At 73.2% G+C, this 26,497-nt stretch carries 19 protein-coding genes, 1 tRNA gene and 1 pseudogene; 12 read left to right on the top strand and 9 right to left on the bottom strand.

Going from position 1 to position 26,497, the window contains the following annotated elements; all coding sequences use genetic code 11:
• The first annotated feature begins 68 nt into the window (after positions 1-68).
• Together OG982_RS10400 and OG982_RS10395 are read left to right on the top strand one after the other, a co-directional pair.
• Entirely contained in the window at positions 69-1,892 is a 1,824-nt protein-coding gene (locus tag OG982_RS10400; protein ID WP_266948380.1) for a (2Fe-2S)-binding protein, read from the top strand.
• Positions 1,893-1,939: 47 nt separating this feature from the next.
• On the top strand, positions 1,940-4,234 hold the full coding sequence (locus OG982_RS10395; protein WP_266949880.1) for a xanthine dehydrogenase family protein molybdopterin-binding subunit: 2,295 nt from the start codon (positions 1,940-1,942) through the stop codon (positions 4,232-4,234).
• A gap of 174 nt (positions 4,235-4,408) precedes the next feature.
• On the opposite strand, the gene OG982_RS10390 is transcribed toward OG982_RS10395, so the two are convergent.
• Positions 4,409-4,480, bottom strand: a tRNA-Cys gene (locus tag OG982_RS10390).
• A gap of 172 nt (positions 4,481-4,652) precedes the next feature.
• Here OG982_RS10390 and OG982_RS10385 point away from each other — a divergent pair.
• Complete coding sequence (locus tag OG982_RS10385; RefSeq protein WP_266787891.1) at positions 4,653-6,122, top strand: MFS transporter; 1,470 nt, start codon at positions 4,653-4,655, stop codon at positions 6,120-6,122.
• A 367-nt stretch (positions 6,123-6,489) separates the two neighbouring features.
• A complete protein-coding gene (locus tag OG982_RS10380) occupies positions 6,490-8,274 on the top strand; it encodes a DEAD/DEAH box helicase (protein WP_266787892.1) in 1,785 nt (594 codons plus the stop codon).
• Between the two features lie 83 nt (positions 8,275-8,357).
• On the opposite strand, the gene OG982_RS10375 is transcribed toward OG982_RS10380, so the two are convergent.
• Entirely contained in the window at positions 8,358-9,935 is a 1,578-nt protein-coding gene (locus OG982_RS10375; RefSeq protein WP_266948378.1) for a hypothetical protein, read from the bottom strand.
• A 381-nt stretch (positions 9,936-10,316) separates the two neighbouring features.
• Here OG982_RS10375 and OG982_RS10370 point away from each other — a divergent pair, with 381 nt between their 5' ends.
• Complete coding sequence (locus tag OG982_RS10370; RefSeq protein ID WP_030158675.1) at positions 10,317-10,958, top strand: IclR family transcriptional regulator; 642 nt, start codon at positions 10,317-10,319, stop codon at positions 10,956-10,958.
• 155 nt (positions 10,959-11,113) lie between these two features.
• A complete protein-coding gene (locus tag OG982_RS10365) occupies positions 11,114-11,911 on the top strand; it encodes a S16 family serine protease (protein ID WP_266787894.1) in 798 nt (265 codons plus the stop codon).
• Here the strand turns inward: OG982_RS10365 and OG982_RS10360 are convergent.
• From OG982_RS10360 to OG982_RS10345, 4 genes are all read right to left on the bottom strand, one after another.
• The gene (locus OG982_RS10360) at positions 11,841-13,133 is read right to left on the bottom strand and encodes an MFS transporter (protein ID WP_266787895.1); all 1,293 of its coding nucleotides are present in this window, start codon (positions 13,131-13,133) and stop codon (positions 11,841-11,843) included. The genes OG982_RS10365 and OG982_RS10360 overlap by 71 nt on opposite strands.
• Positions 13,130-13,339 carry a hypothetical protein gene (locus OG982_RS10355; protein ID WP_266787896.1) on the bottom strand — a complete coding sequence of 70 codons (210 nt, stop codon included), beginning with the start codon at positions 13,337-13,339 and terminating at the stop codon, positions 13,130-13,132. Before OG982_RS10355 ends, OG982_RS10360 begins: the two co-directional genes overlap by 4 nt.
• 68 nt (positions 13,340-13,407) lie before the next feature.
• Entirely contained in the window at positions 13,408-14,013 is a 606-nt protein-coding gene (locus tag OG982_RS10350) for a transcriptional regulator (RefSeq protein ID WP_266948376.1), read from the bottom strand.
• A gap of 78 nt (positions 14,014-14,091) precedes the next feature.
• A complete protein-coding gene (locus OG982_RS10345) occupies positions 14,092-14,562 on the bottom strand; it encodes an Lrp/AsnC family transcriptional regulator (RefSeq protein WP_266792056.1) in 471 nt (156 codons plus the stop codon).
• Between the two features lie 134 nt (positions 14,563-14,696).
• On the opposite strand from OG982_RS10345, the gene hppD reads away from it, so the two are divergent.
• Positions 14,697-15,851 carry a 4-hydroxyphenylpyruvate dioxygenase gene (gene hppD, locus OG982_RS10340; RefSeq protein ID WP_266787898.1) on the top strand — a complete coding sequence of 385 codons (1,155 nt, stop codon included), beginning with the start codon at positions 14,697-14,699 and terminating at the stop codon, positions 15,849-15,851.
• Positions 15,852-15,920: 69 nt separating this feature from the next.
• Here the strand turns inward: hppD and OG982_RS10335 are convergent, their stop codons facing one another.
• Positions 15,921-17,447, bottom strand: coding sequence for a tetratricopeptide repeat protein (locus OG982_RS10335; RefSeq protein WP_266948374.1), 1,527 nt, complete (start codon positions 17,445-17,447; stop codon positions 15,921-15,923).
• A gap of 96 nt (positions 17,448-17,543) precedes the next feature.
• On the opposite strand from OG982_RS10335, the gene OG982_RS10330 reads away from it, so the two are divergent.
• Positions 17,544-18,950 (top strand): FAD-binding oxidoreductase, encoded by a 1,407-nt coding sequence (locus tag OG982_RS10330; protein ID WP_266787900.1) that lies wholly within the window; start codon positions 17,544-17,546, stop codon positions 18,948-18,950.
• A 29-nt stretch (positions 18,951-18,979) separates the two neighbouring features.
• Here the strand turns inward: OG982_RS10330 and OG982_RS10325 are convergent, their stop codons facing one another.
• On the bottom strand, positions 18,980-19,459 hold the full coding sequence (locus tag OG982_RS10325; protein ID WP_266787901.1) for an SsgA family sporulation/cell division regulator: 480 nt from the start codon (positions 19,457-19,459) through the stop codon (positions 18,980-18,982).
• Between the two features lie 92 nt (positions 19,460-19,551).
• Here OG982_RS10325 and OG982_RS30975 point away from each other — a divergent pair.
• The 3 genes and pseudogenes from OG982_RS30975 to OG982_RS10310 form a co-directional block, all read left to right on the top strand.
• Positions 19,552-19,854, top strand: a pseudogene (locus OG982_RS30975) (DUF2510 domain-containing protein); the annotation flags it as partial.
• 1,725 nt (positions 19,855-21,579) lie between these two features.
• Positions 21,580-22,206 (top strand): RDD family protein, encoded by a 627-nt coding sequence (locus OG982_RS10315; protein WP_266792058.1) that lies wholly within the window; start codon positions 21,580-21,582, stop codon positions 22,204-22,206.
• Positions 22,207-22,519: 313 nt separating this feature from the next.
• Positions 22,520-23,245 carry an RDD family protein gene (locus OG982_RS10310; RefSeq protein WP_266787902.1) on the top strand — a complete coding sequence of 242 codons (726 nt, stop codon included), beginning with the start codon at positions 22,520-22,522 and terminating at the stop codon, positions 23,243-23,245.
• Between the two features lie 104 nt (positions 23,246-23,349).
• On the opposite strand, the gene OG982_RS10305 is transcribed toward OG982_RS10310, so the two are convergent.
• The gene (locus tag OG982_RS10305; protein WP_266787903.1) at positions 23,350-23,649 is read right to left on the bottom strand and encodes a hypothetical protein; all 300 of its coding nucleotides are present in this window, start codon (positions 23,647-23,649) and stop codon (positions 23,350-23,352) included.
• Positions 23,650-24,089: 440 nt separating this feature from the next.
• Between OG982_RS10305 and OG982_RS10300 the strand changes: the two genes are divergently transcribed.
• Positions 24,090-26,447, top strand: coding sequence for an immune inhibitor A domain-containing protein (locus OG982_RS10300; protein WP_266949878.1), 2,358 nt, complete (start codon positions 24,090-24,092; stop codon positions 26,445-26,447).
• Positions 26,448-26,497: the final 50 nt, after the last annotated feature.

Below are 26,497 nucleotides of genomic sequence, written 5' to 3'. Positions count from 1 at the left end.
ATGATCGTGCCGCTCGGGACCGCCACCACGGACCCGTCGGCGACGGGCACCTGGACGATGCCGGTGCAGTGGCCGGAGGCCGGGGCAGAGCCTTCGCCCGCGCCTTCGCCCGCGCCGGTCGGCGGGCCGATCCCGGCCTCGATCCCGCTGCCGCCGTCGGTTTCGGCGGCGTTCGCGGAACCGGCCGCCCAGGGCGGCGAGGCCGAGCACGACCTGGGCGCGACCGCGGAGTGGCGCTTCCCCGAGGCGACGCACGAGCCGCAGGAGCAGGGGTACGAGTCCTACGAGGCGCAGGCCCAGTCGCAGTCGCACGCGACCGGGCAGTGGGCGATGCCGGCGTCGGTGACGGGCAACGGCGCCCTGGACGCCGACTGGAGCCAGGCCCCGGCGACACTGCCGGGCGGCGCGGCGGCCCCCTGGGCGACCGGCCACACCGGGTACGAGGACGCCCGCGGGTACGAGGAGGCGCGCGGCTACGCGGCCGGGCAGCCGGGTGCGGCCGAGGGCGACCTGTCGCTGACCTCGGGCGTACTGCCGGGGCTCGCCGACGCCGCGCGGGGGTTCGGCGGCCACGGCGCGGGCGCCCCGCCCCGGGGCCCGCGCGTGCTGGGCGGCCCGGGCGTGGGCACGCTGCCCGAGGGCGAGCCGGTGCACCCGGCCCCGCACGACATCGAGGCCGCCCATGGCGCGGCGGCGGCGCCGGTCTTGGCAGAGCGACCGCATCCCGGGGCGAGGCGGCGGCCGGCCCGGCTGCCGCGTTCGCGGGCGGACACGGGTACGCGGAGATGCCTGCCGAGGCTGCCGAGCCGGCGCCGGCCGAGGCCGCGTTCGCGGGCGGGCACGGGTTCGCGGAGGTGGCCGCGGAGGCGGCTGCCGAGCCGGAGCCCGGGCCGGGGCCCGAGCCCGAGCCGGAGCCGCTGGTCGGGGCCGGTGTCGGTGAGCCGGCCGGGGGTGAGCCCGTGGCGGCGGAGGCCGCGGGGTTCGAGGCCGCCGGGTTCGAGCCCGCCGGGTTCGAGGCCGAGGCTGCCGGGGCCGAGGCCGGTGCGCCGGCCGGGGCCGCGGTGGCCGCCGAGCGCGGTGAGCACGGGTTCACGGGATCCGGCCACGCCTTCGCCGAAGACGCGGAGTCGCCCACGCCGACCGGGGACGTCCCCGCCGGCGCGGAGACGACCCCGGACGCGGGCAGCGCCGGAGGTTTCCCGGCGCAGGATCCGACGTACGACGAAGAAGTGACGGCGCCCGTCGCCCATCACGAGCACCCGTCGGCGTCGTACGTGCTGCGCGTCAACGGCGCCGACCGGCCCGTCACCGGCGCCTGGATCGGGGAGTCGCTGCTCTACGTGCTGCGCGAGCGCCTCGGCCTCGCCGGCGCCAAGGACGGCTGCTCGCAGGGCGAGTGCGGCGCCTGCGCCGTGCAGGTCGACGGCCGGCTCGTCGCCTCCTGCCTGGTTCCGGCCGCGACCGCCGCCGGGAGCGAGGTCCGCACCGTCGAGGGTCTCGCGACGGACGGGGAACTCTCGGACGTGCAGCAGGCGTTGTGCAGGTCGGGTGCGGTGCAGTGCGGATTCTGCGTACCGGGCATGGCGATGACCATCCACGACCTGCTGGAGGGCAACCACGCCCCGAGCGAGCTGGAGACCCGTCAGGCGTTGTGCGGCAACCTCTGCCGCTGCTCCGGCTACACCGGGGTCATCGACGCCGTCCGCGAGGTCGTCGCCGAGCGCGAGGCCACGGCGGCCGACGCCGACGCCAACGCCGAAGCCGCGGCCTCGGGCACCGAGCCGCGCATCCCACACCAGGCACCGCCCGGCGAGGGCGGGATCCACGGGGCCAACGGGGCCCATGGGACGCACGGGACCCACGGGATTCAGCACAACGGAGGCATGGCGTGAGCGGGCACGACGCGGCCACGGCGACCGCCGGCACGGCCACCGCGACGGTGACGGCCTCCGGCGCCGCCCCCGTCGACGAAGCCGAGGAGCAGGGCGTTCCGCGCGGAATCGGGGCCTCCGTGCCCTCCGTCGACGCCCGCGCCAAGAGCGAGGGAACCTTCCCCTACGCCGCCGACCTGTGGGCCGAGGGCCTGCTCTGGGCCGCGGTGCTGCGCTCCCCGCACGCCCACGCCCGGATCCTGTCCATCGACACCTCGGCCGCCGCCGAGATGCCCGGCGTCCGCGCCGTCGTCACCCACGCCGACGTCCCCGGCGCCACCACGCACGGCCGCCGCATCGCCGACCGGCCGGTGTTCGCGCACGACGTGGTCCGCCACCACGGCGAGCCCATCGCCGCCGTCGCCGCCGACCACCCCGACACGGCCCGGCTCGCCGCCGCCGCCATCGCGGTCGAGTACGAGCTGCTGGACGCCGTCACCGACCCCGAGCAGGCCTTCGGCGCCCCGCCCCTGCACCCCGACGGCAACCTGATCCGGCACATTCCGCTCCGCTACGGCGACCCGGAGGCGACCGGCGAGGTCGTCGTCGAGGGCCTGTACCGGATCGGCCGCCAGGACCCCGCACCCATCGGCGCCGAGGCCGGACTGGCCGTGCCACGGCCCGACGGGGGCGTGGAGATCTACACCGCCTCCACCGACCCGCACACCGACCGCGACCTCGCGGCCGCCTGCTTCGGACTCGAACCGGACCGGGTCCGCGTCGTCGTCACCGGCGTTCCGGGCGCCACGGCCGACCGCGAGGACGCCGCCTTCCAGCTGCCGCTGGGCCTGCTCGCGCTGCGCACCGGCTGCCCGGTCAAGCTGGCCGCCACCCGCGAGGAGTCCTTCCTCGGCCACGCCCACCGCCACCCGACGCTGCTGCGCTACCGCCACCACGCGGACGCCGAGGGCCGGCTGGTCAAGGTGGAGGCCCAGATCCTGATGGACGCGGGCGCCTACGCCGACGCCTCGTCCGAGTCCCTGGCGGCGGCCGTTGCCTTCGCCTGCGGCCCGTACGTCGTCCCGCACGCGTTCGTCGAAGGCTGGGCGGTCCGTACGAACAACCCGCCGTCGGGCCACGTCCGGGGCGAGGGCGCTATGCAGGTCTGCGCCGCGTACGAGGGCCAGATGGACAAACTCGCCGCCGCCCTCGGCATCGACGGCGCCGAACTGCGCATGCGCAACGTGCTGGCCACCGGCGACCTGCTCCCGACCGGCCAGACGGTCACCTGCCCGGCGCCGGTCGCGGAACTGCTGCGTTCGGTACGCGACTACCCGCTGCCCTCCCTCCCCAAGGACACCCCGGAGGACGAGTGGCTGCTGCCCGGCGGCCCCGAGGGCGCGGGCGAGCCCGGCGCGGTGCGGCGCGGGGTCGGGTACGGGGTCGGCATGGTCCACATGCTCGGCGCCGAAGGCACGGACGAGGTGGCCACCGCCACCGTGAAGGTGGTCGACGGCTCCGCGACGGTCATCTGCGCGGCGGTCGACACCGGGCAGGGCTTCTCGACGCTCGCCCGCCAGATCGTCCAGGAGATCCTGGGCGTGGACGAGGTGGTGACGGCCCCGGTCGACACCGACCAGCCGCCGGCGGGCCCGTCGGCGCACGGCCGGCACACGTGGGTCTCGGGCGGCGCGGTCGAGCGGGCCGCGAAGATGGTCCGTACGCAGCTCCTCCAGCCGATGGCGCACAAGCTCGGCATGTCCACGGAGCTCCTCCAGATCCAGGACGGCCGCATCACGTCGTACGACGGGGCCTTCTCCACGACGGTCGCGGAGGCCATGGCGGGCAAGGAACTCTGGGCGACGGCCCAGTGCCGCCCGCACCCGACGGAACCGCTGGACGGGGACGGCCAGGGCGACGCGTTCGTCGGCCTGGCGTTCTGCGCGATCCGCGCGGTGGTGGACGTGGACGTCGAGCTGGGCTCGGTGCGCGTGGTCGAACTGGCCGTGGCGCAGGACGTGGGCCGCATCCTCAACCCCCGGCAGCTGGAGGCCCGTATCGAAGCGGGCGTCACCCAGGGCGTGGGCGCGGCGCTGACGGAGAACCTCCGCTCGGTCTCGGGCCTGGTCCGCCACCCGGACCTGACGGGCTACGCCCTGCCGACGTCGCTGGACGCCCCGGCGGTCCGCATCGTCAAGCTGGTCGAGGAGCGCGACGTGGTGGCCCCGTTCGGCGCGAAGGCGGCCAGCGCGGTCCCGGTGGTGACCACCCCGGCGGCCGTCGCCTCGGCGGTCCGCGCGGCGACGGGCCGCCCCGTCAACCGGCTCCCGATCCGGCCGTCGGCGGCGGTCTCCACGGGGTGAAGGCGCAAGAGGCCGAGTAAGAGTCGGTGACCGGCTGCGAGAAGCCGGTCGACGCACTCCTGGACCGGCTCCGCCGGCGCGGGGCTCCCCGGCATCGGACCCGGCGTCAGCGGGTCTCCTGACAAATGGCGAAGGCCGCTCAGGGGTGCGCCTTCCCCTGAGCGGCCCGCCGCGAAGCCGTGACCGGAATCGAACCGGCGTAACCCGCTTTGCAGGCGAGTCCCTCAACCACTCGGGCACACGGCTGTGTGGTGGTGATGTGCATGACCGTACGAGGGCCCGCCGAGGGTGGGGAAGAGGGACGCCGCCTCCGCAACGTGACTGCCATGCCCCGTTCACAGACCTAGGGCTGAGGGCCGAGGCGGAATCCGCCCAAGTGACAGGGTCGCGAGCGGGCTACGCACCTTACGCTGGGGCGATGAGTGCCCTTGAGCCCCGCGCCCCCCAGAGAACCGCACCGGTCCCCGTCCCGGCCCCGGCCTCGCCCGAGGGCGGGATCATGGGCGCCGCGTACCGGACGCTCAGCTTCGGGATCATCTCCGTCGTCTTCCTCATCGCCTTCGAGGCGACGGCGGTGGGTACGGCCATGCCCGTCGCCGCCCGGGAGCTGGAGGGGATCGGGCTCTACGCCTTCGCCTTCTCCGCCTACTTCACGACGAGCCTCTTCGGGATGGTCCTGGCGGGCCAGTGGGCCGACCGGCAAGGGCCGCTGCGGCCGCTGACCGTCGGGATCGGGGCCTTCGCCGCCGGACTGGTGTGCTCCGGGACCGCCGGCGCCATGTGGGTGTTCGTACTCGGCCGGGCCGTGCAGGGGTTCGGCGGCGGGCTGGTCATCGTCGCGCTGTACGTGGTGGTGAGCCGGGCCTACGAGGAACGGCTGCGCCCCGCGATCATGGCGGCCTTCGCCGCGAGCTGGGTGGTGCCGTCGATCGTCGGACCGCTGGCCTCCGGGACGGTCACCGAGCACCTCGGGTGGCGCTGGGTGTTCCTCGGGATCCCCGTACTGGTGGTCGTGCCGCTGGTGGTGGCGCTGCCGGCGATACGGCGGAGCGCGTCCGGGCCGGTCGATCCGGACGCCCCGGCCGAGGCCTTCGACCGGCGGCGGATCCGGCTGGCGCTCGGGATCTCGATCGGGGCGGGCCTGCTCCAGTACGCGGCGCAGGACCTGCGCTGGCTGTCGCTGGTGCCGGGCGTCGTGGGCGCGGCGCTGCTGGTGCCGGCCGTACTGGGGCTGCTGCCGCGCGGGACGTACCGGGCGCGGCGCGGGCTGCCGTCGGTGGTGCTGCTGCGCGGGGTCGCGGCGGGGTCGTTCATCGCGGCGGAGACCTTCGTACCGCTGATGCTGGTAACCCAGCGGGGGCTGAGCCCGACGCTGGCCGGGTTCTCGCTGGCGCTGGGCGGGGTGACGTGGGCGCTGGGGTCGTGGATCCAGTCGCAGGGGCGGGTGGAACCGTACCGGGGGCGGCTGATGGTGCTGGGCATGCTCATGGTGACGGTGGCGATCGCGGGGGCGCCGGCGGTGCTGATCGAGTCGGTGCCGGTGTGGACGCTGGCGCTGGCCTGGGCGGTGGGGTGCCTGGGGATGGGGCTGGTGATCGGGTCCACGAGCGTGCTGCTGATGCAGTTGTCCGCGCCGGAGGAGGCGGGGGCCAATTCCGCCGCGCTGCAGATTTCGGACGCGCTGGCGAACGTGGTGCTGCTGGCGGGCGGCGGGGCGGCGTTCGCCGCGTTGGGGGGCGGGGCGGTGGGCGCCGCCCATGCCTTCGAGGGCGGGGGCGGGGTGTCGCACCCCGGGGCGTTCGTGGTGGTGTTCCTGCCGATGGCCTGCGTGGCGCTGGTGGGGGCGTGGGTGGCGACGCGGCTGCACGAACGCGAACCGGCCGCCTGACCGGAGGCCGCCGGCGTATCAGGACCCGTACGAGCGGGCGGCCGCGCTGCCGCACGCGATCGCCGGGAACCACCCCCTCGTCGGCGGCGACCAGCGCACCGCCCGGCTCGCCGCCGCCACCTTCCTCGCCGTGAACGCCGTGGATCTCGGGGGAGTTGATCAGGACACCGCCCACGAGCTGGTCATCGGCGTGGCCTCCGGAGCCGACGCGGGCGTCGCGCGGATCGCCGAGCGGCCGCGCCGCGTGTGACCCTCGCCGCACCCGCCGAGGTCACGGGCCTGTCCCTCCGCGAGGGGTCGGCGGGCACCGGTAGGGTGGCCCGGTTGTCCTACGTACGACCGCCGCCGAGAGCCCGAACCGGAGACCGTGACTACTACCGCCTCCCACCACCTCTCACCCGCCTTCCCCGGCCGCGCGCCCTGGGGTACCGCCAGCAAGCTCCGTGCCTGGCAGCAGGGTGCGCTGGACCGGTACCTGGAGACCCAGCCGCGCGACTTCCTGGCCGTCGCGACGCCCGGAGCCGGAAAGACCACCTTCGCGCTCACCCTGGCGTCCTGGCTGCTGCACCATCACGTCGTCCAGCAGGTGACGGTCGTCGCGCCGACCGAGCACCTCAAGAAGCAGTGGGCGGAAGCCGCAGCCCGGATAGGCATCCGGCTGGACCCGGAGTACTCCGCGGGTCCGCTGAGCAAGGAGTACCACGGGGTCGCCGTGACGTACGCGGGCGTCGGGGTGCGGCCGATGCTGCACCGCAACCGCTGCGAGCAGCGCAAGACCCTCGTGATCCTCGACGAGATCCACCACGCCGGTGACTCGAAGTCCTGGGGCGAGGCCTGCCTGGAAGCCTTCGACCCGGCGACCCGCCGCCTGGCGCTGACCGGTACGCCCTTCCGGTCCGACACCAATCCCATTCCCTTCGTGACGTACGAGGAAGGGAACGACGGGATCCGGCGGTCCTCCGCCGACTACACCTACGGCTACGGGAACGCCCTCGGCGACGGCGTCGTCCGGCCCGTGATCTTCCTGTCCTACAGCGGCAACATGCGCTGGCGCACCAAGGCGGGCGACGAGATCGCCGCCCGGCTCGGCGAGCCGATGACCAAGGACGCCATCTCGCAGGCCTGGCGCACGGCGCTGGACGCGCGCGGCGACTGGATGCCGAACGTGCTGCGCGCCGCCGACCAGCGGCTGACCGAGGTCCGCAAGGGCATCCCGGACGCCGGCGGCCTCGTCATCGCCTCCGACCAGGACTCGGCGCGCGCGTACGCGAAGCTGATCCGGGAGATCACCGGGACCAAGGCCACGGTCGTGCTCTCCGACGACACCGGCGCCTCGAAGCGGATCGACGACTTCAGCGCCAACGACGACCGCTGGATGGTCGCGGTCCGCATGGTGTCCGAGGGCGTCGACGTGCCGAGGCTCGCGGTGGGGGTTTATGCCACCACCATTTCCACGCCTTTGTTCTTTGCACAGGCTGTCGGGCGATTTGTGCGTTCCCGCAGGCGCGGCGAGACCGCATCGGTGTTTCTTCCGACAATTCCGTATCTCCTCGGTTTCGCCAATGAGATGGAAGTCGAGCGCGACCACGTCCTCGACAAGCCGAAGAAGCAGGGCGAGGAAGACCCGTACGCCGAGTCCGAGAAGGAAATGGACGAGGCGAACAAGCTGGAGGACGAGGACACCGGCGAGGACGAGCAGATGTCCTTCGAGGCGCTGGAGTCCGACGCCGTCTTCGACCGGGTGCTCTACGACGGCGCCGAGTTCGGCATGCAGGCGCACCCCGGCAGCGAGGAGGAGCAGGACTACCTCGGCATCCCCGGGCTGCTGGAGCCGGACCAGGTGCAGATGCTGCTCCAGAAGCGGCAGTCGCGGCAGATCGCGCACAGCCGCCGCAAGCCGGACGATCAGGCGGACCTGCTGGAGCTGCCGGCGGACCGGCGGCCGGTGGTCTCGCACAAGGAGCTGCTGGAGCTGCGGAAGTCGCTGAACACGATGGTGGGGGCGTACGTCCACCAGAGCGGCAAGCCGCACGGGGTGATCCACACCGAGCTGCGCCGGGTGTGCGGCGGGCCGCCGAGCGCCGAGGCGACGGCCGGGCAGCTGCGGGAGCGCATCAAGAAGGTGCAGGAGTGGGCCACCCGCATGCGCTGACCTGACGGTTCGTACGAGGTGGGGACGGGGTCCGTGCGGAGGTTCGCACGGACCCCGTCCTCGTACGTGTGTACTCGCGTGCGTTAGGCGGTCGGGCGACGGCGGCGGCCGGTGCCGGCGACGAGCGCCGCGCCCATGGCGAGGGCGACCCCGCCCGCGCCGAGCGCCCAGCTGGTGGCGGCGTCGGCGCCGGTCTCGGCGAGCCGGCCGCCGGTGTTCCCGATCGGGGTGGCGCCGCCGCCGTTCGGGGCCGGGGTGTTGCCGGTTCCGGTTCCGGTTCCGGTTCCGGTGTTCTCCGTGCCGGTGCCGGTGCCGGTGCCGGTGCCGGTGCCCGTGCCCGTGCCGGTGCCGGTTTCGGTGTCGCCGCCCGTGCCGCCGCCCGTGGTGGGGTCGGCCGCGAGGATCTTGGTCTTGTGGTTGGCCGACATGGACGACACGAAGTCGCCCTCCGGGTCCTCCGTCGGCGCGTAGCCGAACGACCCGATGTGGAAGCGGCCCGCCGGGGCGTCGGCCGCGAACTTGATGCGCAGCTCGACGGTCTTCTTCTCGCCCGCCTTGAACGCGTACGTGCCCAGGTCGCCGCCCAGGACCTCGTCGGACCCGCCGAGCTCGATGTCGTGCCAGCCCTTGCCGTCCTTGACCTGGACCTGGACCTGCGAGGCGTTCACGGACGAGCCGTAGCCCATCGGGCGGCCCATCACGATCGCCACGAGGTACTCGTCGACGGGGCCGAGCCTGGTGTTGTCCAGGGTGAGGGTGAGGTTCTGCCAGTCCCCGCCCGCCTTGAAACCGGCGGCGGGCACCCCGTCCAGGGTCATCCGCGGGCCCTCGACCGCGTTGTGCTCGCCCTCTTCGTCGTGCTCCGAGCCCGCGCCGATGTCCGCCTGGTGGAACGCGTACGGGGAGATGACCCGGCCGGCCGCGTCCTTGCCCTCGCCGTAGCCGTAGACCTCGATGGTGGCGTCCGGGGTGTCGGCGGTGAAGCCGATGCGCAGCTCGAACGTGCGGGTCGTGCCCGCCTTGATGGTGGTCGGGGCGAACTGGATCTCGATGGTGTTGGTGTCGAAGCCCAGGCTGACGGCCTTGGCCGGCTTCCAGGTGCCATCCGCGCCGCGCACCTCGGCCTTGACCTGCTTCTTCTTCAGGGTGCCGTCGAAGTCGCTGACGCCGATGCCGAGGACGTAGTCCTTGACGTCGGCCTTCTCGTCGCCGGCGTCGACCGTCACCTTGAGGGGGGTGAGCGCGGCGCCGGGCGTGAAGGACTTCGGGACGCCCTGGATCGTGAGGTCCGGGCCGCCGCGCCACTGCTCGTCGAGGTCGAGGTCGAAGTCGCCGTCCTCCTCGGCCCCGTCGTGGAGGGAGGGTGCCGGCGCCTGCGGCTGGGTCTTCGGCTGGGGCTGCGACTTCGGCTGCGCGGGGGCCGGCGCCGGCGCGGGCGCCTGCTTCGGCTGCGCGGCCGGGGCCGGCTGCGGCGCCGCGGCGGTGTCCGCCGCCGGGGCCTCGGGGTTCTGCGGCGCGGAGGCCGTGTCGTCCTTCGGGGCCGAGTCCGGGGTCGTGACCGCCGTTTCGCGGGCCTCGTCGGCCATCGCGGGGGTGGTCATCAAAACCGTCGGACCGACCACCGCGGCGGCGGCGACAACGGCCATGCGCTTGAGCTTCATTGGTGCTTTTCTCCTCTGCGCAGCCGCTTGAACGGCGGCCTGGACCGCCGTTTAGGGGCTGCCGTCCATAAGTTTTTGAACGTGCTCAGGCTAAAGGGGCGAGAGGAGTTTCGAGGGGTCAGGAGATCACGAATTGACACCGCTCTCGAACGAAAAACGGCATAAACCGGCAGTAGGCGCCCGGATTCTGGACGAGCTCTTCCGCTGAGCGGACCCGCTCGCTAATGTCCCCGCATCGATACGCTCCGTGGCAGCGCCGCCGCGGGAGCGCAGCCGGTGCCATGGCCGCTACCGGCGGCCTCTCCGTGCGTTGCCGTGGGACCGGCGACGCTCCACCCCGTGAGAGTCACCGCCGCTCACCGAAAAAGAGGGAGAGGCGTCGTGACCGCGGAGACCTCCCAGACTCTCGACAGAGGGCTCAGAGTCCTCAAACTGCTCGCCGACACCGACCACGGTCTGACCGTCACCGAGCTCTCCAACCGCCTCGGTGTGAACCGCACCGTGGTCTACCGGCTTCTCGCCACGCTCGAACAGCACGCCCTGGTCCGCCGCGACCTCGGCGGCCGGGCGCGCGTCGGGCTGGGTGTGCTGCGGCTGGGCCGCCAGGTGCACCCGCTGGTGCGCGAGGCGGCCCTGCCCGCGCTGCGGTCCCTCGCCGAGGACATCGGGGCGACCGCGCACCTGACCCTCGTCGACGGCACCGAGGCGCTCGCCGTCGCCGTGGTCGAGCCGACCTGGACCGACTACCACGTGGCCTACCGGGCCGGGTTCCGCCACCCGCTCGACCGCGGGGCCGCCGGCCGGGCCATCCTGGCGGCCCGTCAGGGCACCCTGACCGAGCCCGGGTACACGCTGACCCACGGGGAGCTGGAGGCGGGCGCCAGCGGCGCCGCCGCGCCCCTGGTCGGCATCACCGGGCTGGAGGGCAGCGTCGGCGTCGTCATGCTGGCCGACGCCGTGCCGGAGCGGGTCGGTCCGCGCGTCGTGGACGCCGCCCGGGAGGTGGCCGACGCCCTGCGCTGACGCCGCGCGGGCTCGCGGGTACGGGTGGTGGGCGGCCCGCCACCCGACTCCGTCATGCCCGCGCCGCGCTCCCGCCCCGGTGTCGTCCCCGCCCCGCGCGCCCGGTCGGCCGTGCGGGCGGAGGGGGACGAACCCCGGCCCGATAGATTGGCCGCGTGCTCTCTCGCCTCACACGTCTGCCGCGTCCCGCCGCCCTGGCCCTCTGCGCCCTGCCCGCGGTCGCGCTGTTCGCCGCGGTCGCCTTCGCGCCGCTGCCGTTCGTGATCGCCCAGCCCGGGCTCACGGCCGACGTCCTCGGTGCCCGCGACGGCAAGTCCGTCATCACCGTCACCGGCGCTCCAACGCGCGCGACCAAGGGCCAGCTGCGGATGACCACCATCCAGGCGACCGGCCCCTCCACCTCGGTGAAACTGCCCGAGCTCCTCGACCACTGGTTCGACACCACCCGGGCGGTCATGCCCCGGGAGGCGGTCTACCCCTCGGGCGGAAGCGACAAGGAGATCGAGGAGCACAACCTGGAGGAAATGGCGGCGTCCCAGTCGGACGCCGCCCAGGCCGCCCTCGGCTATCTCCACAAGGACCCGAAGGACGTGAAGGTCGAGCTCAACCTCGCCGACGTCGGCGGGCCGAGCGCCGGCCTCCTCTTCTCCCTCGGCATCGTCGACAAGCTCGACGGCGACGGCAGCGGCGGCGAGCTCACCGGCGGCCGCAGCATCGCCGGTACGGGGACCATCAACGCCGACGGCAAGGTCGGCGCGGTCGGCGGCGTGGCCCTGAAGACTCAGGCCGCGCGGCGCGACGGGGCCACGGTGTTCCTCGTACCGAAGGCGGAGTGCTCGGACGCCCAGTCCGAACTTCCCGAGGGGCTCCGGCTGATCCCCGTCACTTCGCTGACGGGTGCCGTGGACGCCCTGCGCGCGCTGAACCGGGGGGAGACGGTTCCGTCCTGCTGACCTGCCGGTCCAGGTCGCGCCAGGCGGGAAAGACCACCGGGGCGAGCGTGGTCAGCAGGTAGGCGCCGCCGAAGAGCAGCAGCGCCCGCGCCGCCCCGAACCCGTCGACCAGCAGCCCGGCGGCGAGACCGCCGAGCGGCATCGTCAGCTCGCACCCCGCCGTGGTGACCCCCGCGACGCGGCTGCGCAGCTCCTCGGGCACCTTCTCGTACGTCATCGTGGTCAGGATCGGGTTGAGCATGCCCGCGCCCAGGCCCGCCAGGGCCATGGTCACCGCGAGCGGCAGGGTGGTGTCGGTGAGGGCGGCGACCACGTAGCGGGTGGACCCGGAGGCGAGGAAGGCCGCCGCGAACACCGCTCTACGGGGGAACCGCTCGCCCCACGCCCCGTACAGCAGGGCGCCGAGCAGGGCGAAGCCGCCGAACAGGGAGACCAGCAGGCCGAGCGCCGTGGCCCCGCCGAGGTCCTCGCGGCCGTGCACGGGCAGCAGCACCGACGACCAGCCCTGGTCGAGGCCGTTGGTCACCATCACCATCAGGGTGACGCCCGTCAGCAGCCGCGAGCGGGTCAGGAAGGCCCAGCCCTCGGCGAGTTCGGCCCGGTATCGCGCGAACGAGACCTTCCCCGAGGCGCGTTGCGGCTCGGCGGCCGGTACGCCGCGCAGGAACGCGGTGACCAGCAGCGCCGACACCGCGAAGGTGCCCGCGTCGAGCAGCAGGACGGTCTCCGCCCCGAACGCCGCGATCAGTACACCGGCCACCGCGGCCCCGAGCATCCGGGCCCCGCGCGAGACCGCGTCGTAGAGGCTCGCCGCCCGGGTGACGGTGGTGCCGGCGTGTTCGGCGAGGCTGGGCAGCAGGACGTAGCGGGCGGTCAGGCCTGGGGTGTGCACGAGGCCGCCGACGGCCATCAGCGCGCACAGCATCCAGAACTCCAGCAGGCCCGCGTAGTGCAGCAGCGGGATCGCGCCGACGGAGACGGCGCAGACGAGGTCGGAGACGGCCGAGACCCGGCGGCGGCCGATCCGGTCGATGACGGGGCCGCCGACGAGCGCGGCGACGACCACGGGCAGGGTGGCGCAGAAGGCGACGACCCCGGCCCGGCCGGCGCTGTCCGTGGTCTGGAGGACGAACCACGGGACGCCGATCAGGGTGAGCGAACTGCCGGCGATGGAAACGGTGTTGGCGGCCAGTACGGCCGCGAAGGGCCGGCGCCGGCTCATGCGGCGTGCTGGAAGCGGGCCTGGACGTGGGCGGGCTGCATCACCCGTATCCCGGCGCTGACGAGGGCCTCGCCGAGCCGGTCGCGCAGGGCGGGGGTGGTGTCCGCCGACCGGGCCAGGTGCCGCGCGGCGGCTTCGACGGCCAGTTCGGCGGTGCGGGCGGTGTGGGTCTCGGCGTGCATCTCGGCGTGGGTGAAGGTGTTCATGGCAGGACGACTCCTTCTGGCGAGCGGAAAAGGGAAATCGGTGAGGCGGGGCGGCCGGCGGCGAGCCGCTAGTCGCCGTTGTGGCGCGGGAAGGCGTGCGTGTGGATGCGGACCGTCTCCGCGTCGTCGGCCGCCGGCAGGTCGCGGTAGCTGTTGACCAACTCGTGCATCTTGTGGACGAGTTCGTGGCTCTGGGCGGGCGTCAGGCGCAGCGTGAAGTCGCTGAGGTCCGAGGCGGCCCGCCACTCCTGGGGCCAGGTGTGGGCGTTGCCGAGCCAGGTGCTCATCTCCTGCGCGTGGATCGTCATGATCGAGTGCAGGAAGGTCTCGGCGGCGCCGCGCGTCTCCGGGTCGGTGGCGTACATCAGGGACTCGTCGAACTGCGTGCCGTCGTGGGCGGCCTTCCACCACCGCTCGCGACCCTTGCCGTGCCCGGGTGCGTCCTCGACGAACCCGTGCGCGGCGAGCTGGCGCAGGTGGTAGCTGGTGGCCCCGCTGGACTCCCCGAACTGCTCCGCCAGCTGCGAGGCGGTGGCCGGACCGTCGTGGCGCAGGGCGGCCAGCATGCGGATGCGCAGCGGGTGGGCGAGGCCGCGCAGGGAGCGGGCATCGAGCTTGCGGACCAGGAGTTCCTCGTCCGCCGGGGTTTTCGGGGCTTCCGGCTCTTCGGGCATGCCTCAACTCTAGGGTTGCAAAGACTCCTGTGCAAGGGTTTCTTTGCAACTGGTTCTTTGGAACTCCGGGGGTGGCTCTCAGCCCTCGTGCGCCGCCTGCTCCACCAGGGGGATGACCCGCAGCGGTACCGGGTTCTCCATCACGATCGCCGTCGACGCCCGCACGATCCCCTCGAAGCCGACGACCCGGTCGATCACCCGCTGGAGATCCGCGTTGGAGCGCGCCACCAGCCGGCACAGCATGTCCCCGTGCCCGGTGGTGGTGTGCAGCTCCAGCACCTCCGGCACGCCGTCCAGGTGCGCCCGTACGTCCGACCCCTGGCCCTGCTTGATCTCCAGCGTGGCGAACGCGGTGACCGGATACCCGAGCGCCGCCGGGTCCACCTGCGGGCCGAACCCGCGGATCACCCCGTTGGCCTGGAGCCGGTCCAGGCGCGCCTGCGCCGTGCCGCGGGCCACGCCCAGTCGGCGCGACGCCTCCAGGACCCCGATCCGGGGCTCGCGGGCGAGCAGGACGATGAGCCGCCCGTCGAGTTCGTCGATGCCCATGATTCCTCCGGGGTGGGTGCGATGGGTGGTCATACTGCACAGATCATTCAGCAATCCTCCGGCTGTGCTGGGCATTCTGTACAGCCAAATTTGAAACTATTGCGCAGCTTGTGGATCGGCGGGACTCTGCGCTCATGACTGAGTCTTTGTCGAACCTCGAAACCACCCCGCACACCGCGCGTGAGGCAGACCCCTTCCCGGTGAAGGGCATGGACGCGGTCGTCTTCGCCGTGGGCAACGCCAAGCAGGCCGCGCACTACTACTCCACCGCCTTCGGCATGAAGCTCGTCGCCTACTCCGGACCGGAGAACGGCGTCCGCGAGACGGCCAGCTACGTCCTGACCAACGGCTCCGCGCGCTTCGTCCTCACCTCGGTGATCAAGCCGACGACGGACCACGGCCGTTTCCTCGCCGAGCACGTCACCGAGCACGGCGACGGTGTCATCGACCTCGCGATCGAGGTCCCGGACGCGCGGGCGGCGTACGCGTACGCCGTCGAGCAGGGCGCGCGCGGGCTGGACGAGCCGTACGAGGTGAAGGACGAGCACGGCACGGTCGTGCTGGCCGCCATCGCCACGTACGGGCAGACCCGCCACACGCTCGTCGAGCGCGTCGACTACACCGGGCCGTACCTGCCGGGCTACGTCGCCGTCGAGCCGATGGTGGCCGCGCCGGCCAAGCGCACCTTCCAGGCCATCGACCACTGCGTGGGCAACGTCGAGCTCGGCCGGATGAACGAGTGGGTCGCGTTCTACAACAAGGTCATGGGCTTCACGAACATGAAGGAGTTCGTGGGCGACGACATCGCGACCGAGTACTCGGCGCTGATGTCGAAGGTGGTCGCGGACGGGACCAAGAAGGTCAAGTTCCCGATCAACGAGCCGGCGATCGCGAAGAAGAAGTCGCAGATCGACGAGTACCTGGAGTTCTACGGCGGCCCCGGCGTCCAGCACATCGCGCTGGCCTCGAACGACATCGTCGCGACGGTGCGGACGATGCGCGCGGCGGGCGTGCAGTTCCTGTCGGTCCCGGACTCGTACTACGACACGCTCGGCGAGTGGGTCGGCGACACGCGGGTGCCGATCGACGAGCTGCGCGAGCTGAAGATCCTGGCCGACCGGGACGAGGACGGCTACCTGCTGCAGATCTTCACCAAGCCGGTGCAGGACCGCCCGACGGTGTTCTTCGAGATCATCGAGCGGCACGGCTCGATGGGCTTCGGCAAGGGCAACTTCAAGGCGCTGTTCGAGGCGATCGAGCGCGAGCAGGAGAAGCGCGGCAACCTCTAGGGGCCCCTGCTCCTCCTCCCCGGCGGGGCTGGATCTTCCGGCCCCGCCGGCGTTTGCCCGGCCGACCGGTCAGGTCGCCGACGGGGACGGGGCCGGCTTCTCGCCCGGTTTGGGTTTCGGGTTCGGTTTGGGGAGTTCCGGTTCGACCCACGGAGTGCGCGGCTGCATGTTCTCCGGGCCGCCCGGCGCCGGCTGGCCCACCGAGGCCAGGGCCTCCTTCGCCAGCGGGGCACGGAGCGGCGAGAACCGCGGGTTCGTCCGCATCGCGTCCTGGAAGTGCCGCCGCGCGGCCGCCTCGTCGCCCAGGCCCCGTTCGACCATCGCCCGGTGGTAGGAGAACTCCGCGTTCCGCAGCCCCGCCTCGGTCGCCTTCTTCGCGTACTCCAGCGCCGACGCGTCGTCCCCGTTCCGGTGAAGCGCCCACCCCATCGCGTCAGCCACCTGCACGTTCTTGTGCCGGGACCACTCCGCCGACAGTCGCCGCACCGCCGCCGCCGGGTCCCCGTGGTCCGCCTCGTACAGCCCGAGGACCACCTCCTCGTTCACCCCGTCCGCCGCGCCCCGCGCCGCCAGCGCGCCGAGGTTGCCGTAGTGCGTACGCGCCTCGTCCGCCCGCCCCAGCGACTCCAGCAGCTCGCCCAGCTCCAGCTCCAGGCGCGGCACCGGAGCCCGCCCCAGCGCCATCCGGTAGTCCCGTACCGCTTCCCCGCCCCGCCCCAGCGCGGTCAGCGCCCGCGCCCGGCCGCCCAGTGCCTCCGGCTGGCCCGGATCCGTCCGCAGCGCGCCCTCGTGCAGGCCCAGCGCCTCCGCCGCGTCGCCGCGCTCGAAGGCCAGCTCCCCGAGCCGGAACAGCACGTACGCCTTCTCCGTCGGGCTCTTCGCCGCGCCGCCCGCGTGCTCCATCGCCAGCACCGCGTCCTCGCGCCAGCCCCGGTCCCGGTACACCTGCGAGGCCTTCGTCAGCGCCGCCAGCCCCGAGTGCAGCTGCTCCAGCCGCTCCAGCGCCTTCTGCGCGGCCTTGTAGTCGCCGAGCCCCGAGTACGCGTCCACCAGTACCGGGTACGCCGTCCAGCGCCGCGGCGCCTGCGCCCGTACCAGCTCGCCCCACTTCTTCGCCGTCCCGAAGTCCCGCCGGGCGTTGGCCAGCGTGCCCATGCCCGTCATCGCGTCGAAGTTGCCCTTCTCCGCCGGCCGGACCTCCAGCGACCGCTTCAGGGCTTTCTCCGCCTTCGGGTACCACCCGGATCCGGCCGTCCGCCGCGCCTGCTCCAGGTACGCCGAGCCGAGCACCGCCCACGACGCGTCGTCGTCCGGGTGCGCCGCGACCCACTTCTCCCGGTCCGCGAGCAGCGCCGTCAGATCCACCGCGGCCGCCGGCGCGCCCATCCCGACCGCCGCCGCGGCGCGTTCGCTGGGCCCCGGAGGGCGTGCGTCGTCGCCCGTGCGGGCCGGCCGGATCACCAGGGCCCCCGCGATCAGGACCACCGCGACCGCGGCCGCCACGAGCGTCTTGCGGCCGGTGAAGGTCACGGGCGGAGCCGGCTGCGATTCCTCATCGATCGGGTCGATACGGTGCGTACGGTGCAAGCGGTGCATGGGGTCACTGTGCGTCAATATGAAGAGTTCGCCGAGGTGTCCGAAGAGGGTCGCGGGCGTGTTCACACCGATGGCCCCGGCTGCCACGCTGGCCCCATGGCCGACGACCCCTCAACGCCGCTCCACGACCGCCTCCACGACCGCCTCCACGCGAGCCTGCTCGAAGGGCTCCCGGCCGAGGCCGTCCTGACCGATCCTCAGGTAACCGTCTCCTACGCCACCGACATGGCCGGCTTCTGCGCCGCCGGCACCCCGGCGGCCGTCGTCCTGCCCCGCACCGTCGAACAGGTCCAGCACGTCCTGCGCACCGCCACCGCCCTACGGGTCCCCGTGGTCCCCCAGGGCGCCCGTACCGGACTGTCCGGCGCCGCCAACGCCTCCGACGGCTGCATCGTGCTCTCCCTCGTCAAGATGGACCGCGTCCTGGAGATCGACACCGTCGACCGGATCGCCGTCGTCGAACCCGGCGTGGTCAACGCCGTCCTGTCCCGGGCCGTCGCCGCACACGGCCTGTACTACCCGCCGGACCCCTCCAGCTGGGAGCAGTGCACCATCGGCGGCAACATCGGCACCGCCTCCGGCGGCCTGTGCTGCGTCAAGTACGGGGTCACCGCCGAGTACGTCCTCGGCCTCGACGTGGTCCTGGCCGACGGGCGGCTGCTGCGCACGGGCCGCCGTACCGCCAAGGGCGTGGCCGGATATGACCTCACCCGGCTGTTCGTCGGCTCCGAGGGCAGCCTCGGCGTCGTGGTCCGGGCCGTCCTCGCCCTGCGGCCCGCGCCGCCCCGGCAGCTCGCGCTCGCCGCCGAGTTCCCCTCCGCCGCGGCCGCCTGCGAGGCCGTCTGCGCCGTCATGGAGGCCGGGTTCACCCCCTCGCTGCTGGAGCTGATGGACCGTACGACCGTCCGCGCCGTCAACGCCCTCGGCAGGATGGGACTGCCCGAGACCACCGAGGCGCTGCTGCTCGCCGCCTTCGACACTCCGGACGCGCCCGCCCGTCTCGCCGACGTGGGGGAGCTGTGCGCCGCCGCCGGGGCGACCGCCGTCGTACCCGCCGAGGACGAGGCGGAGACGGAACTGCTGCTCCAGGCCCGGCGGATGTCGCTGACCGCCCTGGAGGAGCTGCGGCCCGCCACGATGATCGACGACGTGTGCGTGCCGCGCTCGCGGCTCGCCGAGATGCTGGACGGCACGGCCGCCATCGCCCGTACGCACGACCTGCTCATCGGGGTCTGCGCGCACGCGGGCGACGGCAACACCCACCCCGTGGTCTGCTTCGACCCGGCCGACGCGGACGAGGCCCGGCGGGCCCGCGAGTCCTTCGACGAGATCATGGCGCTCGGGCTGGCGCTGGGCGGCACCATCACCGGCGAGCACGGGGTCGGGATCCTGAAGAAGGAGTGGCTGGCGCGCGAACTGGGACCGGTGGGGCTGGAGATGCATCGCGCGGTCAAGCAGGCCTTCGACCCGCTGGGCCTGCTCAACCCCGGCAAGCTCTTCTGAGGCCGTCTCGCGGGGGGCGCGGGCGCCCATCAGGCGTCCCCGTCCGCGGACTCGTCCGAGGGCCACGGGTCGCGCAGCCACAGGTCGTCCGCCGGGGTCGGGGTGAGCAGCTCGGCCAGCGCGGCGTCCAGGCCGAGCCGGTCCGCCTCGGTGCCCGGCGGGACCACGCGCAGGGTGCGCTCCAGCCAGGCCGACACCGAGCCGGCCGGGGCCTCCAGCAGCGCGTCGCCGTCGGGGGAGCTCAGCGCCATGCAGATCACGCCCTTGTTGTCGAGCTTGGTGGGCCAGATCCGCACGTCGCCGTGGCCGGACGGCCGGAACACGCCCTCCACGAGCAGCTCGCGGGCGAAGGTCCAGTTGACCGGGGTGCTGGAGCCGGTGTGGAAGACGATGTGGACGGCGTACGGGTCGTCGGTCAGGTACAGGAGCCGAGCGGGGACGGGGACGCTGCGCTCGGGGGACAGGACCAGCTTGACTTCCAGCTCGCGCTCGATGACGGGGTGGTGCATGACGGCCTCACTTCGTGCTCTGCGGTGTGTACAGGCGGGCACGGGGCCTGGTTCGGGCCCCGCGCCTGGAGAGAGCGCCGGTGTGCCCGGCTATGACGCGACTTCCGGCAGGGAATTGCAGGTTGGCCGAATCATGTCGGCTGACCGAAAGCAGTCGGGAGAAGAAGTGTTCGCCCGAAGGCTTGGATTCTCCCGTTACCGGACCTGTCGGGCCGAGGTTCTTGGCTATGGTCCTGCCCTGCACAAGCCTCAAGCCACGAACGGAGTTGGGGACATTGACGGCCTCCCCTGGTGACGGCGAGCACGCGGCCCGCGAGGGCTACTACCCCGATCCGTCCATCCCCGGGTACGTCCGGTACTGGAACGGACTGTCCTGGGTTCCGGGTACGAGCCGCCCCGCGCCCACCGTGGACGAGACGGGCCCCGTGTTCCTGGACGAGACGGGGGCCGCGCCGGCCGTCGACCCGGTGAGGTGGCAGGCCGACCCCGCGCACCAGCAGGGCTTCGGGGGCCCGCGGGACGCACGGGTGTCCTGGGGAAACCCGGAGGCCCCGGCAGGACGTTCGACGGCCGTGCCGGGGGATCCTGCGGGGCGTTCGGTAGGCATGCCGGGGGACCCCGCACGGGGTTCGGCGGTTATGCCGGGGGACATGGCGGGGCGTTCGGTTGGCATGCCGGAGGATCCTGCCGGGCGTTCGGTAGGCATGCCGGGGGACCGTGCACGGGGTTCGGCGGCCATCCCGGAGGACCCGGCGCGCCGCCCGGCCGGTGTCTCCCTGGCGCGCACGGCGCCCCCGGCCCCGATCCCGGCCCAGGCGCCGTCCGCGCCACCCCGCTCGCCGGCGGCCTCCCCGGAGTGGCCCGGCCCCTCCCACCCCGCGGCGGCCGCGGCGGGCATCGTGTCGGCCCGCCCCGCGGCCCCGGCCCCGGAGTGGTCCGGCACCGCCCACCGGCCGGCGGAGGGCGCGGGCGTCCTCGCGGCCCGCTCCCCGTCCAGCGCACCCCCGGCGCCCGCCCAGGGCTGGACCGACGCCCCCCACCCCGCTGCGGAGAGCGTGGGGATCCTCTCGGCTCGGTCACCGGTGAGCCAGGCCCCAGCGGCCGGCCCGGCGTGGCCCGACGCCCCCGGCCCCGCTGCGGGGGGTGCCGGGCGCTCGTCGGGTCGGCCCCCGACGCCTGCCTCGGAGTGGTCCGACGCCCCGTACCCGGCCGCGGAGGGCGTGGGCATCCTGTCGGCCCAGTCCCCGGCGAGCAGGGCTCCAGGGCCCGGCGCGGCGTGGCCCGATGCCCCGTACACGGCTGCGGAGGGCGTGGGGATCCTCTCGGCCCGGTCGCCGGCGGCCGGACCGGCGTGGCCCGATGCCCATGGCCCCGCTGCGGGGGGTGCCGGGAGCTCGTCGGGTCGGCCGCCGACGGGTGTCCCGGAGTGGTCCGATGCCCCGTACGCGGCCGCGGAGGGCGTGGGGATCCTGTCGGCGCGTTCCGCGGCGAGCCAGGCCGCCCCGGCGCCTTCCCCGGAGTGGCCCGACGCTCCCGGCGGGCTCCCCGGGTCCGGACTCACGTCCTCCTGGCCCGGCGCCGCCCAGGCTGCCGCTCCGAGCCCCGCGCCGATCCGCTCGCCGGCTCCCGCCCCTGCCCCTGCCCCTGCCCCTGCCCGGGCTCAGGCCCAGGGCCAGGCCCAGGGACACGGCCAGGCCCAGGGACACGGCCAGGCCCAGGCCCAGGCCCAGGCCCAGGCCCAGGGCCAGGGTCAGGGTCAGGGACACGGCCAAGGTCAGGGCCAGGGCCGGTTCCTGGGACAGGCTCAGTTCCCGGGACAGGTCCTGGGCTCGGTCTCGGTCCAAGCCCCGGGTCAGGCCCACCTCTTGGGGCAGGGCCAGCCCTCGGGGCAGGCTCAGGTTCCGGGCCAGGCTCAGGTTCCGGGTCAGGCCCATGCCCCCGCACAGGCCCATGCCCCCGCACAGGCACAGGCACAGGCCGGGGCCCAGGTTCAGGCCCGAGGCCAGGGACAGGCTTCCGGGCAGGCCTCGCATCAAGCCGGGGGCCAGTCCCACGGGCAGGTCCGGGATCAGGCGGCGGCTCCTGCCGCGGCACAGGCTCAGGTTCCCACCCCGGGTGCGGTGCAGGACCCGGCCCGGGGCCAGGGGCCCGACTCGGCTCGGACGGCCCGCCCGGCGGCTGCCGCTGAGGCCGGGGCCGAGGCCGAGGCGGCCGCGCCCGGCGACGACGCCGCGCCCCGGCCCACCGCCCGGGCCGTGTTCGAGCGCATGGCGGAGCGGGCCGTGCGCCCCGCCGGGCTCGTCCGCCGGGGGCTCGCCCGCGCGCTGGACTCCCTCGTCCTCACCGCCGTCGCGGCGGCAGCCGCCCAGCCCCTCGTGCCCGACGCCACCGCCCACCTCCAGGCCAAGGTGGACGCCGCCCGGGGCACCGGCCGCACCACCACCGTCTGGCTGCTGGACGGCACCATCGCCGGCTACCTCGGCATCGTCCTGGGCGCCGTCCTCCTCTTCGGGGTCTTCTACGAGGCCCTGCCCACCGCCCGTTGGGGCCGCACCCCGGGCAAGAAGCTGTTCGGCGTCCGGGTGCTGGCCACCGCCACCCTCCGCCCGCCGACCTTCGGCGCGGCCCTGCGCCGCTGGCTGGTGTACGCGCTCCTCGGGCTCCCCGGCAGCCTCTGGTGCCTCCTGGACCGCCCCCGCCGCCGCGCCTGGCACGACCGCGCGGCGGGCACCTACGTAGCGCGCTAGGGCCTGTCGCCAAGGTGGCGCCTGGCCCGCGACGCCCGGCACCGCGCCTCGCCGCGTTGTCGGGGCACCGGAGTACGTCCAGTACGCGGGTGCCCCTCCGCCTTGCGATGCGCGGCGCCGGACGCCGCGGGCCTGACCGGCGCCACTGTGACGACAGGCCCAAGGGGGCAGCCCGCAAAGCCCCCGCCCGGCGCGGCGCTCCGTCAGCCACCGCTGGGAGGCGCCCCAGGCCCCGCCCCGCCCCGCCGGGGTCGGTCGCCCGGACGGACGCGGTCCCGTTGCGGGGGTCGCGGCGGCGGGTTCGACTCGGGCCATGAGCACCGATCAGCCGCCGCCGGGCGAGCCGCCCGAGGAAGACCCGTTCCGGAAGAAGCCCCAGGAACCGACACCTCCGTCGGGCGGTTCGCCGTACGGTTCGCCGCCGCCACCCCCCGGAGCCCCCGGCGGCGGAGCCCCCGGCGGGCCCGGGGGGTTTCCGCCCCCGCCGCCCCCGTACGGCGGCGGGGGAGACCCGTACGGCGGCTCCGGCGGCGGATCCGGCATGCCCGACCCGCTCGCCGGCATGCCCCCGCTCGCGGACTTCGGCAGGCGGCTGTCCGCCCGCATCATCGACGCGCTCATCGTCACGATCCCGCTGTTCCTCATCCAATTGCCCTTCGGCAACCGGCGGTACATGGTCGACACCGACAAGGGTGAGGACGTCACCGAGGTCATCTCCAACTCGTACGGCGGCAGCGGCCTGCTCTGGACGCTGATCGGCATCGTCGCGTACGTCGGCTACGACTGGTGGTTCACCAAGCGCGACGGCCGGACCCTCGGCAAGCAGTGGCTGGGCCTGCGCGTCGCGATGCTCAACGACGGCAGCGTGCCCGGCTCCGGCCCCTCGCTCAGCCGCGCCGCCGTGCTGTGGATCCCGACGCTGGTGTGCTGCCTCTGCCTGTGGCCGCTCGCGCTGATCGTCTCGATGCTCGTCGACAAGCCGTACAAGCAGGCGCTGCACGACAAGGTCGCCAAGACCGTGGTGGTCAAGTCGACCTGACAGCCCCGTCCCTCGACCACCGGCGCTCGCGGGCGGTCTCCCTCACGGGAGGCCGCCCGTTCCGCATGCGGAACGGGCGCCGAGCGTGCCCCCGCGGCAGCCGCTCAGTGGTGCACGGGGTGTTCGGCAGCGGCCGTCCGGGGAGCTGACACCCGGGCGGCCGCAGTCGTGTCCGCGGGCTCCGCCGCGGAGGCGGGCGCTCCGGCCCGGGTGGCCGCGTGCCGGCCGCGGCGGCGCGGGGAGGGCACGGTGAGCGCGACGAGCAGCCCGAGGGCGAGCGCGGCGGCGGAGATGACCGCGACCCCGAGCCCCGTGCTCGTCTGCGAGAGCAGCAGCATGGCGATCGTCGAGACGACGACGGTGGCGGACCCGTAGGCGAGCTGTGCGGCAGTCGGACGCGGCATGGCGATATCCGTCCTCAAGGCGGGGAGGGGGAGTCGGCTCAACTAGGTCGCGCGTCAAGTGACTCTACGACGGGAGATGCCCGAGCGGAACTACCGGTAAGCGTGACCTAACCCACGGTGCCGGAGCACGGGGGGCGCACGGGGTCATTCGCCCGTGCCACGCGGGGGTGGTGAAGCGGCCTTCGTCCCATATGGCTGCGGAACGTCCGAATAGCGGAACTCGTTGACCGCATAGTGCAGTTGTAAGGAACAAGTCAAGGTCTGTCTTTTCTTTAGACTCTCCGGTCAAATGTCGTCACTTGAGACGCGCGCCGCGCGGAACCCCCCGCTCCCATGGAGACGTTCCGACCTACGTCGCGGCCGCGGGAGGGGAACGACATCAAGTGACCAGCAATTCCGCCCGTAGGCGTTCGCTGCGCGCGGCCGCCGTGGCCGTGACCATGGCCGCCACCGCCGCTTCCGGCTTCGCCGTCTTCACGACGGCCGCGCAGGCCGACGACCAGTGGACCGCGCCCGCCGCTCACCGCGAGGACCCGACCGCTCCCGCGAAGGAGCAGGTCAAGCACGACCTCGAAGGCCCGTTCAGCAAGGTGCAGGACCAGCAGCGCGAGGCTGCCCTGCAGCAGGTGCTGTCCGGCAAGAAGGACGTCGAGCAGCGCGGTGCCTCGAAGGTCGTCAAGCTCGACGACAAGAAGTACGTCGAGCTCGGCCGCGAGAAGACCGACAAGATCTTCACGATCCTCGTCGAGTTCGGCGACCAGGTCGACAACACGACCATGTTCGACCCGGACGGCCCGGAGGGCCCCAAGCCCCCGGTCCCGAAGTACGGCGGCACCCCCGGTCCGCTGCACAACACCATCGCGCAGCCGGACCGCAAGGAGAACAACAGCACCGCCTGGCGCAAGGACTTCAGCCGCGACTACTTCCAGGACCTGTACTTCGGTACCGGCAAGGGCAAGAACTCGCTGAAGACCTACTACGAGAAGACCTCCTCGGGCCGTTACTCGGTCGAGGGCGAGGTCGCCGACTGGGTCAAGATCCCGTACAACGAGGGTCGTTACGGCTCGAACTACTGCGGCCAGACCAACTGCTCCAACGTCTGGGACACCGTCAAGGACGGCGTGACCGCCTGGACCGAGGCCCAGAAGAAGGCGGGCAAGACCGACGCCCAGATCAAGGCGCAGCTGGCCCAGTACGACCAGTGGGACCGCTACGACTTCGACGGCGACGGCAACTTCAACGAGCCCGACGGCTACATCGACCACTTCCAGATCGTCCACGCGGGCGAGGACGAGTCGGCCGGCGGCGGTGTGCAGGGCACCAGCGCGCTGTGGGCGCACCGCTGGTACGCGTACGGCACCCAGGCGGGCAAGACCGGCCCGGAGAACAACAAGGCCGGCGGCACGCAGATCGGCAGCACCGGCATCTGGGTCGGCGACTACACGATGCAGCCGGAGAACGGCGGCCTCGGCGTCTTCGCGCACGAGTACGGCCACGACCTCGGTCTGCCGGACCTCTACGACACCTCCGGCGGCGGCGACAACAGCGTCGGCTTCTGGTCCCTGATGTCGGCCGGCTCCTGGCTCGGCGAGGGCAAGGACTCCATAGGCGACCTCCCGGGCGACATGACTGCCTGGGACAAGCTCCAGCTGGGCTGGCTGAACTACGACACGGCCAAGGCCGCGACGAAGTCCACCCACAAGCTGGGCGTTTCGGAGTACAACACCAAGGACAAGCAGGCGCTGCTCGTCGAGCTGCCGAAGAAGCAGGTCAAGACCGACATCGTCGCTCCCGCCGAGGGCTCCTCGCAGTGGTGGAGCAACATGGGTGACGACCTCAAGAACACCCTCACCCGCTCGGTCGACCTGACCGGCAAGAAGTCCGCCGCCCTGTCCCTCAAGGGCTGGTGGGACATCGAGGCGGACTACGACTACCTCTACACCGAGGTGTCCACGGACGGCGGCGCCAACTGGACCGCGCTGGCCGGCACCGCCGACGGCAAGGCCATCCCGGCCGACGCCTCCGGCAGCCCGTCGCTGACCGGTGTCTCGGGTGCCTGGCAGGCGCTCAACTTCCCGCTCGACGCCTACGCGGGCAAGAAGATCGACCTCCGCTTCCGCTACCAGACGGACGGCGGCGCGGGCGGCAAGGGCTTCACGGCCGACGCCGTCACCCTGACCGCGGACGGCTCCGCGCTGTTCACCGACGGCGCCGAGAACGGCGACAACGGCTGGACCGGCAAGGGCTTCTCCCGCATCGGCGCCGGTTTCACCAAGGACTACGAGCAGTACTACATCGCGGAGAACCGCCGCTACGTCTCGTACGACTCCACCCTCAAGGTCGGCCCGTACAACTTCGGCTTCTCCAACACGAAGCCGGGCTGGGTCGAGCACTACCCGTACCAGGACGGCCTGCTGATCTGGCTCTGGGACAAGTCCCAGAAGGACAACAACACCAGCCAGCACCCGGGCTCGGGTCTGATCCTCCCGATCGACGCCAACGCCAAGCCGATGAAGTGGTCGGACGGCACCCTGCTGCGGAACAAGATCCAGCCGTACGACGCGACGTTCAGCGCGTACTCGACGGACGCCTTCACCCTGCACAAGAACGGTGAGGCGCTGTTCCTGAAGCCGAAGCCCGCGAACCTGGTCTTCGACGACCACAAGGGCAAGTACTTCTACGACGAGAACCCGACCGGTTCGGTGAAGGTCACTGACACCAACACCAAGATCAAGATCGCGAAGGAGACGTACGACGGTCTCCAGATGACGATCGAGGTCGGCCCCGCCGCCAAGTAATTCGGTAAAGCCGCAGGTCAAAGCATGATCGGCCGTCGCCCTCTAGCGGG

Origin of the sequence: Streptomyces sp. NBC_01551 (assembly GCF_026339935.1) — a bacterium.
Classification (GTDB): domain Bacteria; phylum Actinomycetota; class Actinomycetes; order Streptomycetales; family Streptomycetaceae; genus Streptomyces.
This window is presented reverse-complemented; position numbering and strand designations above follow the sequence as displayed.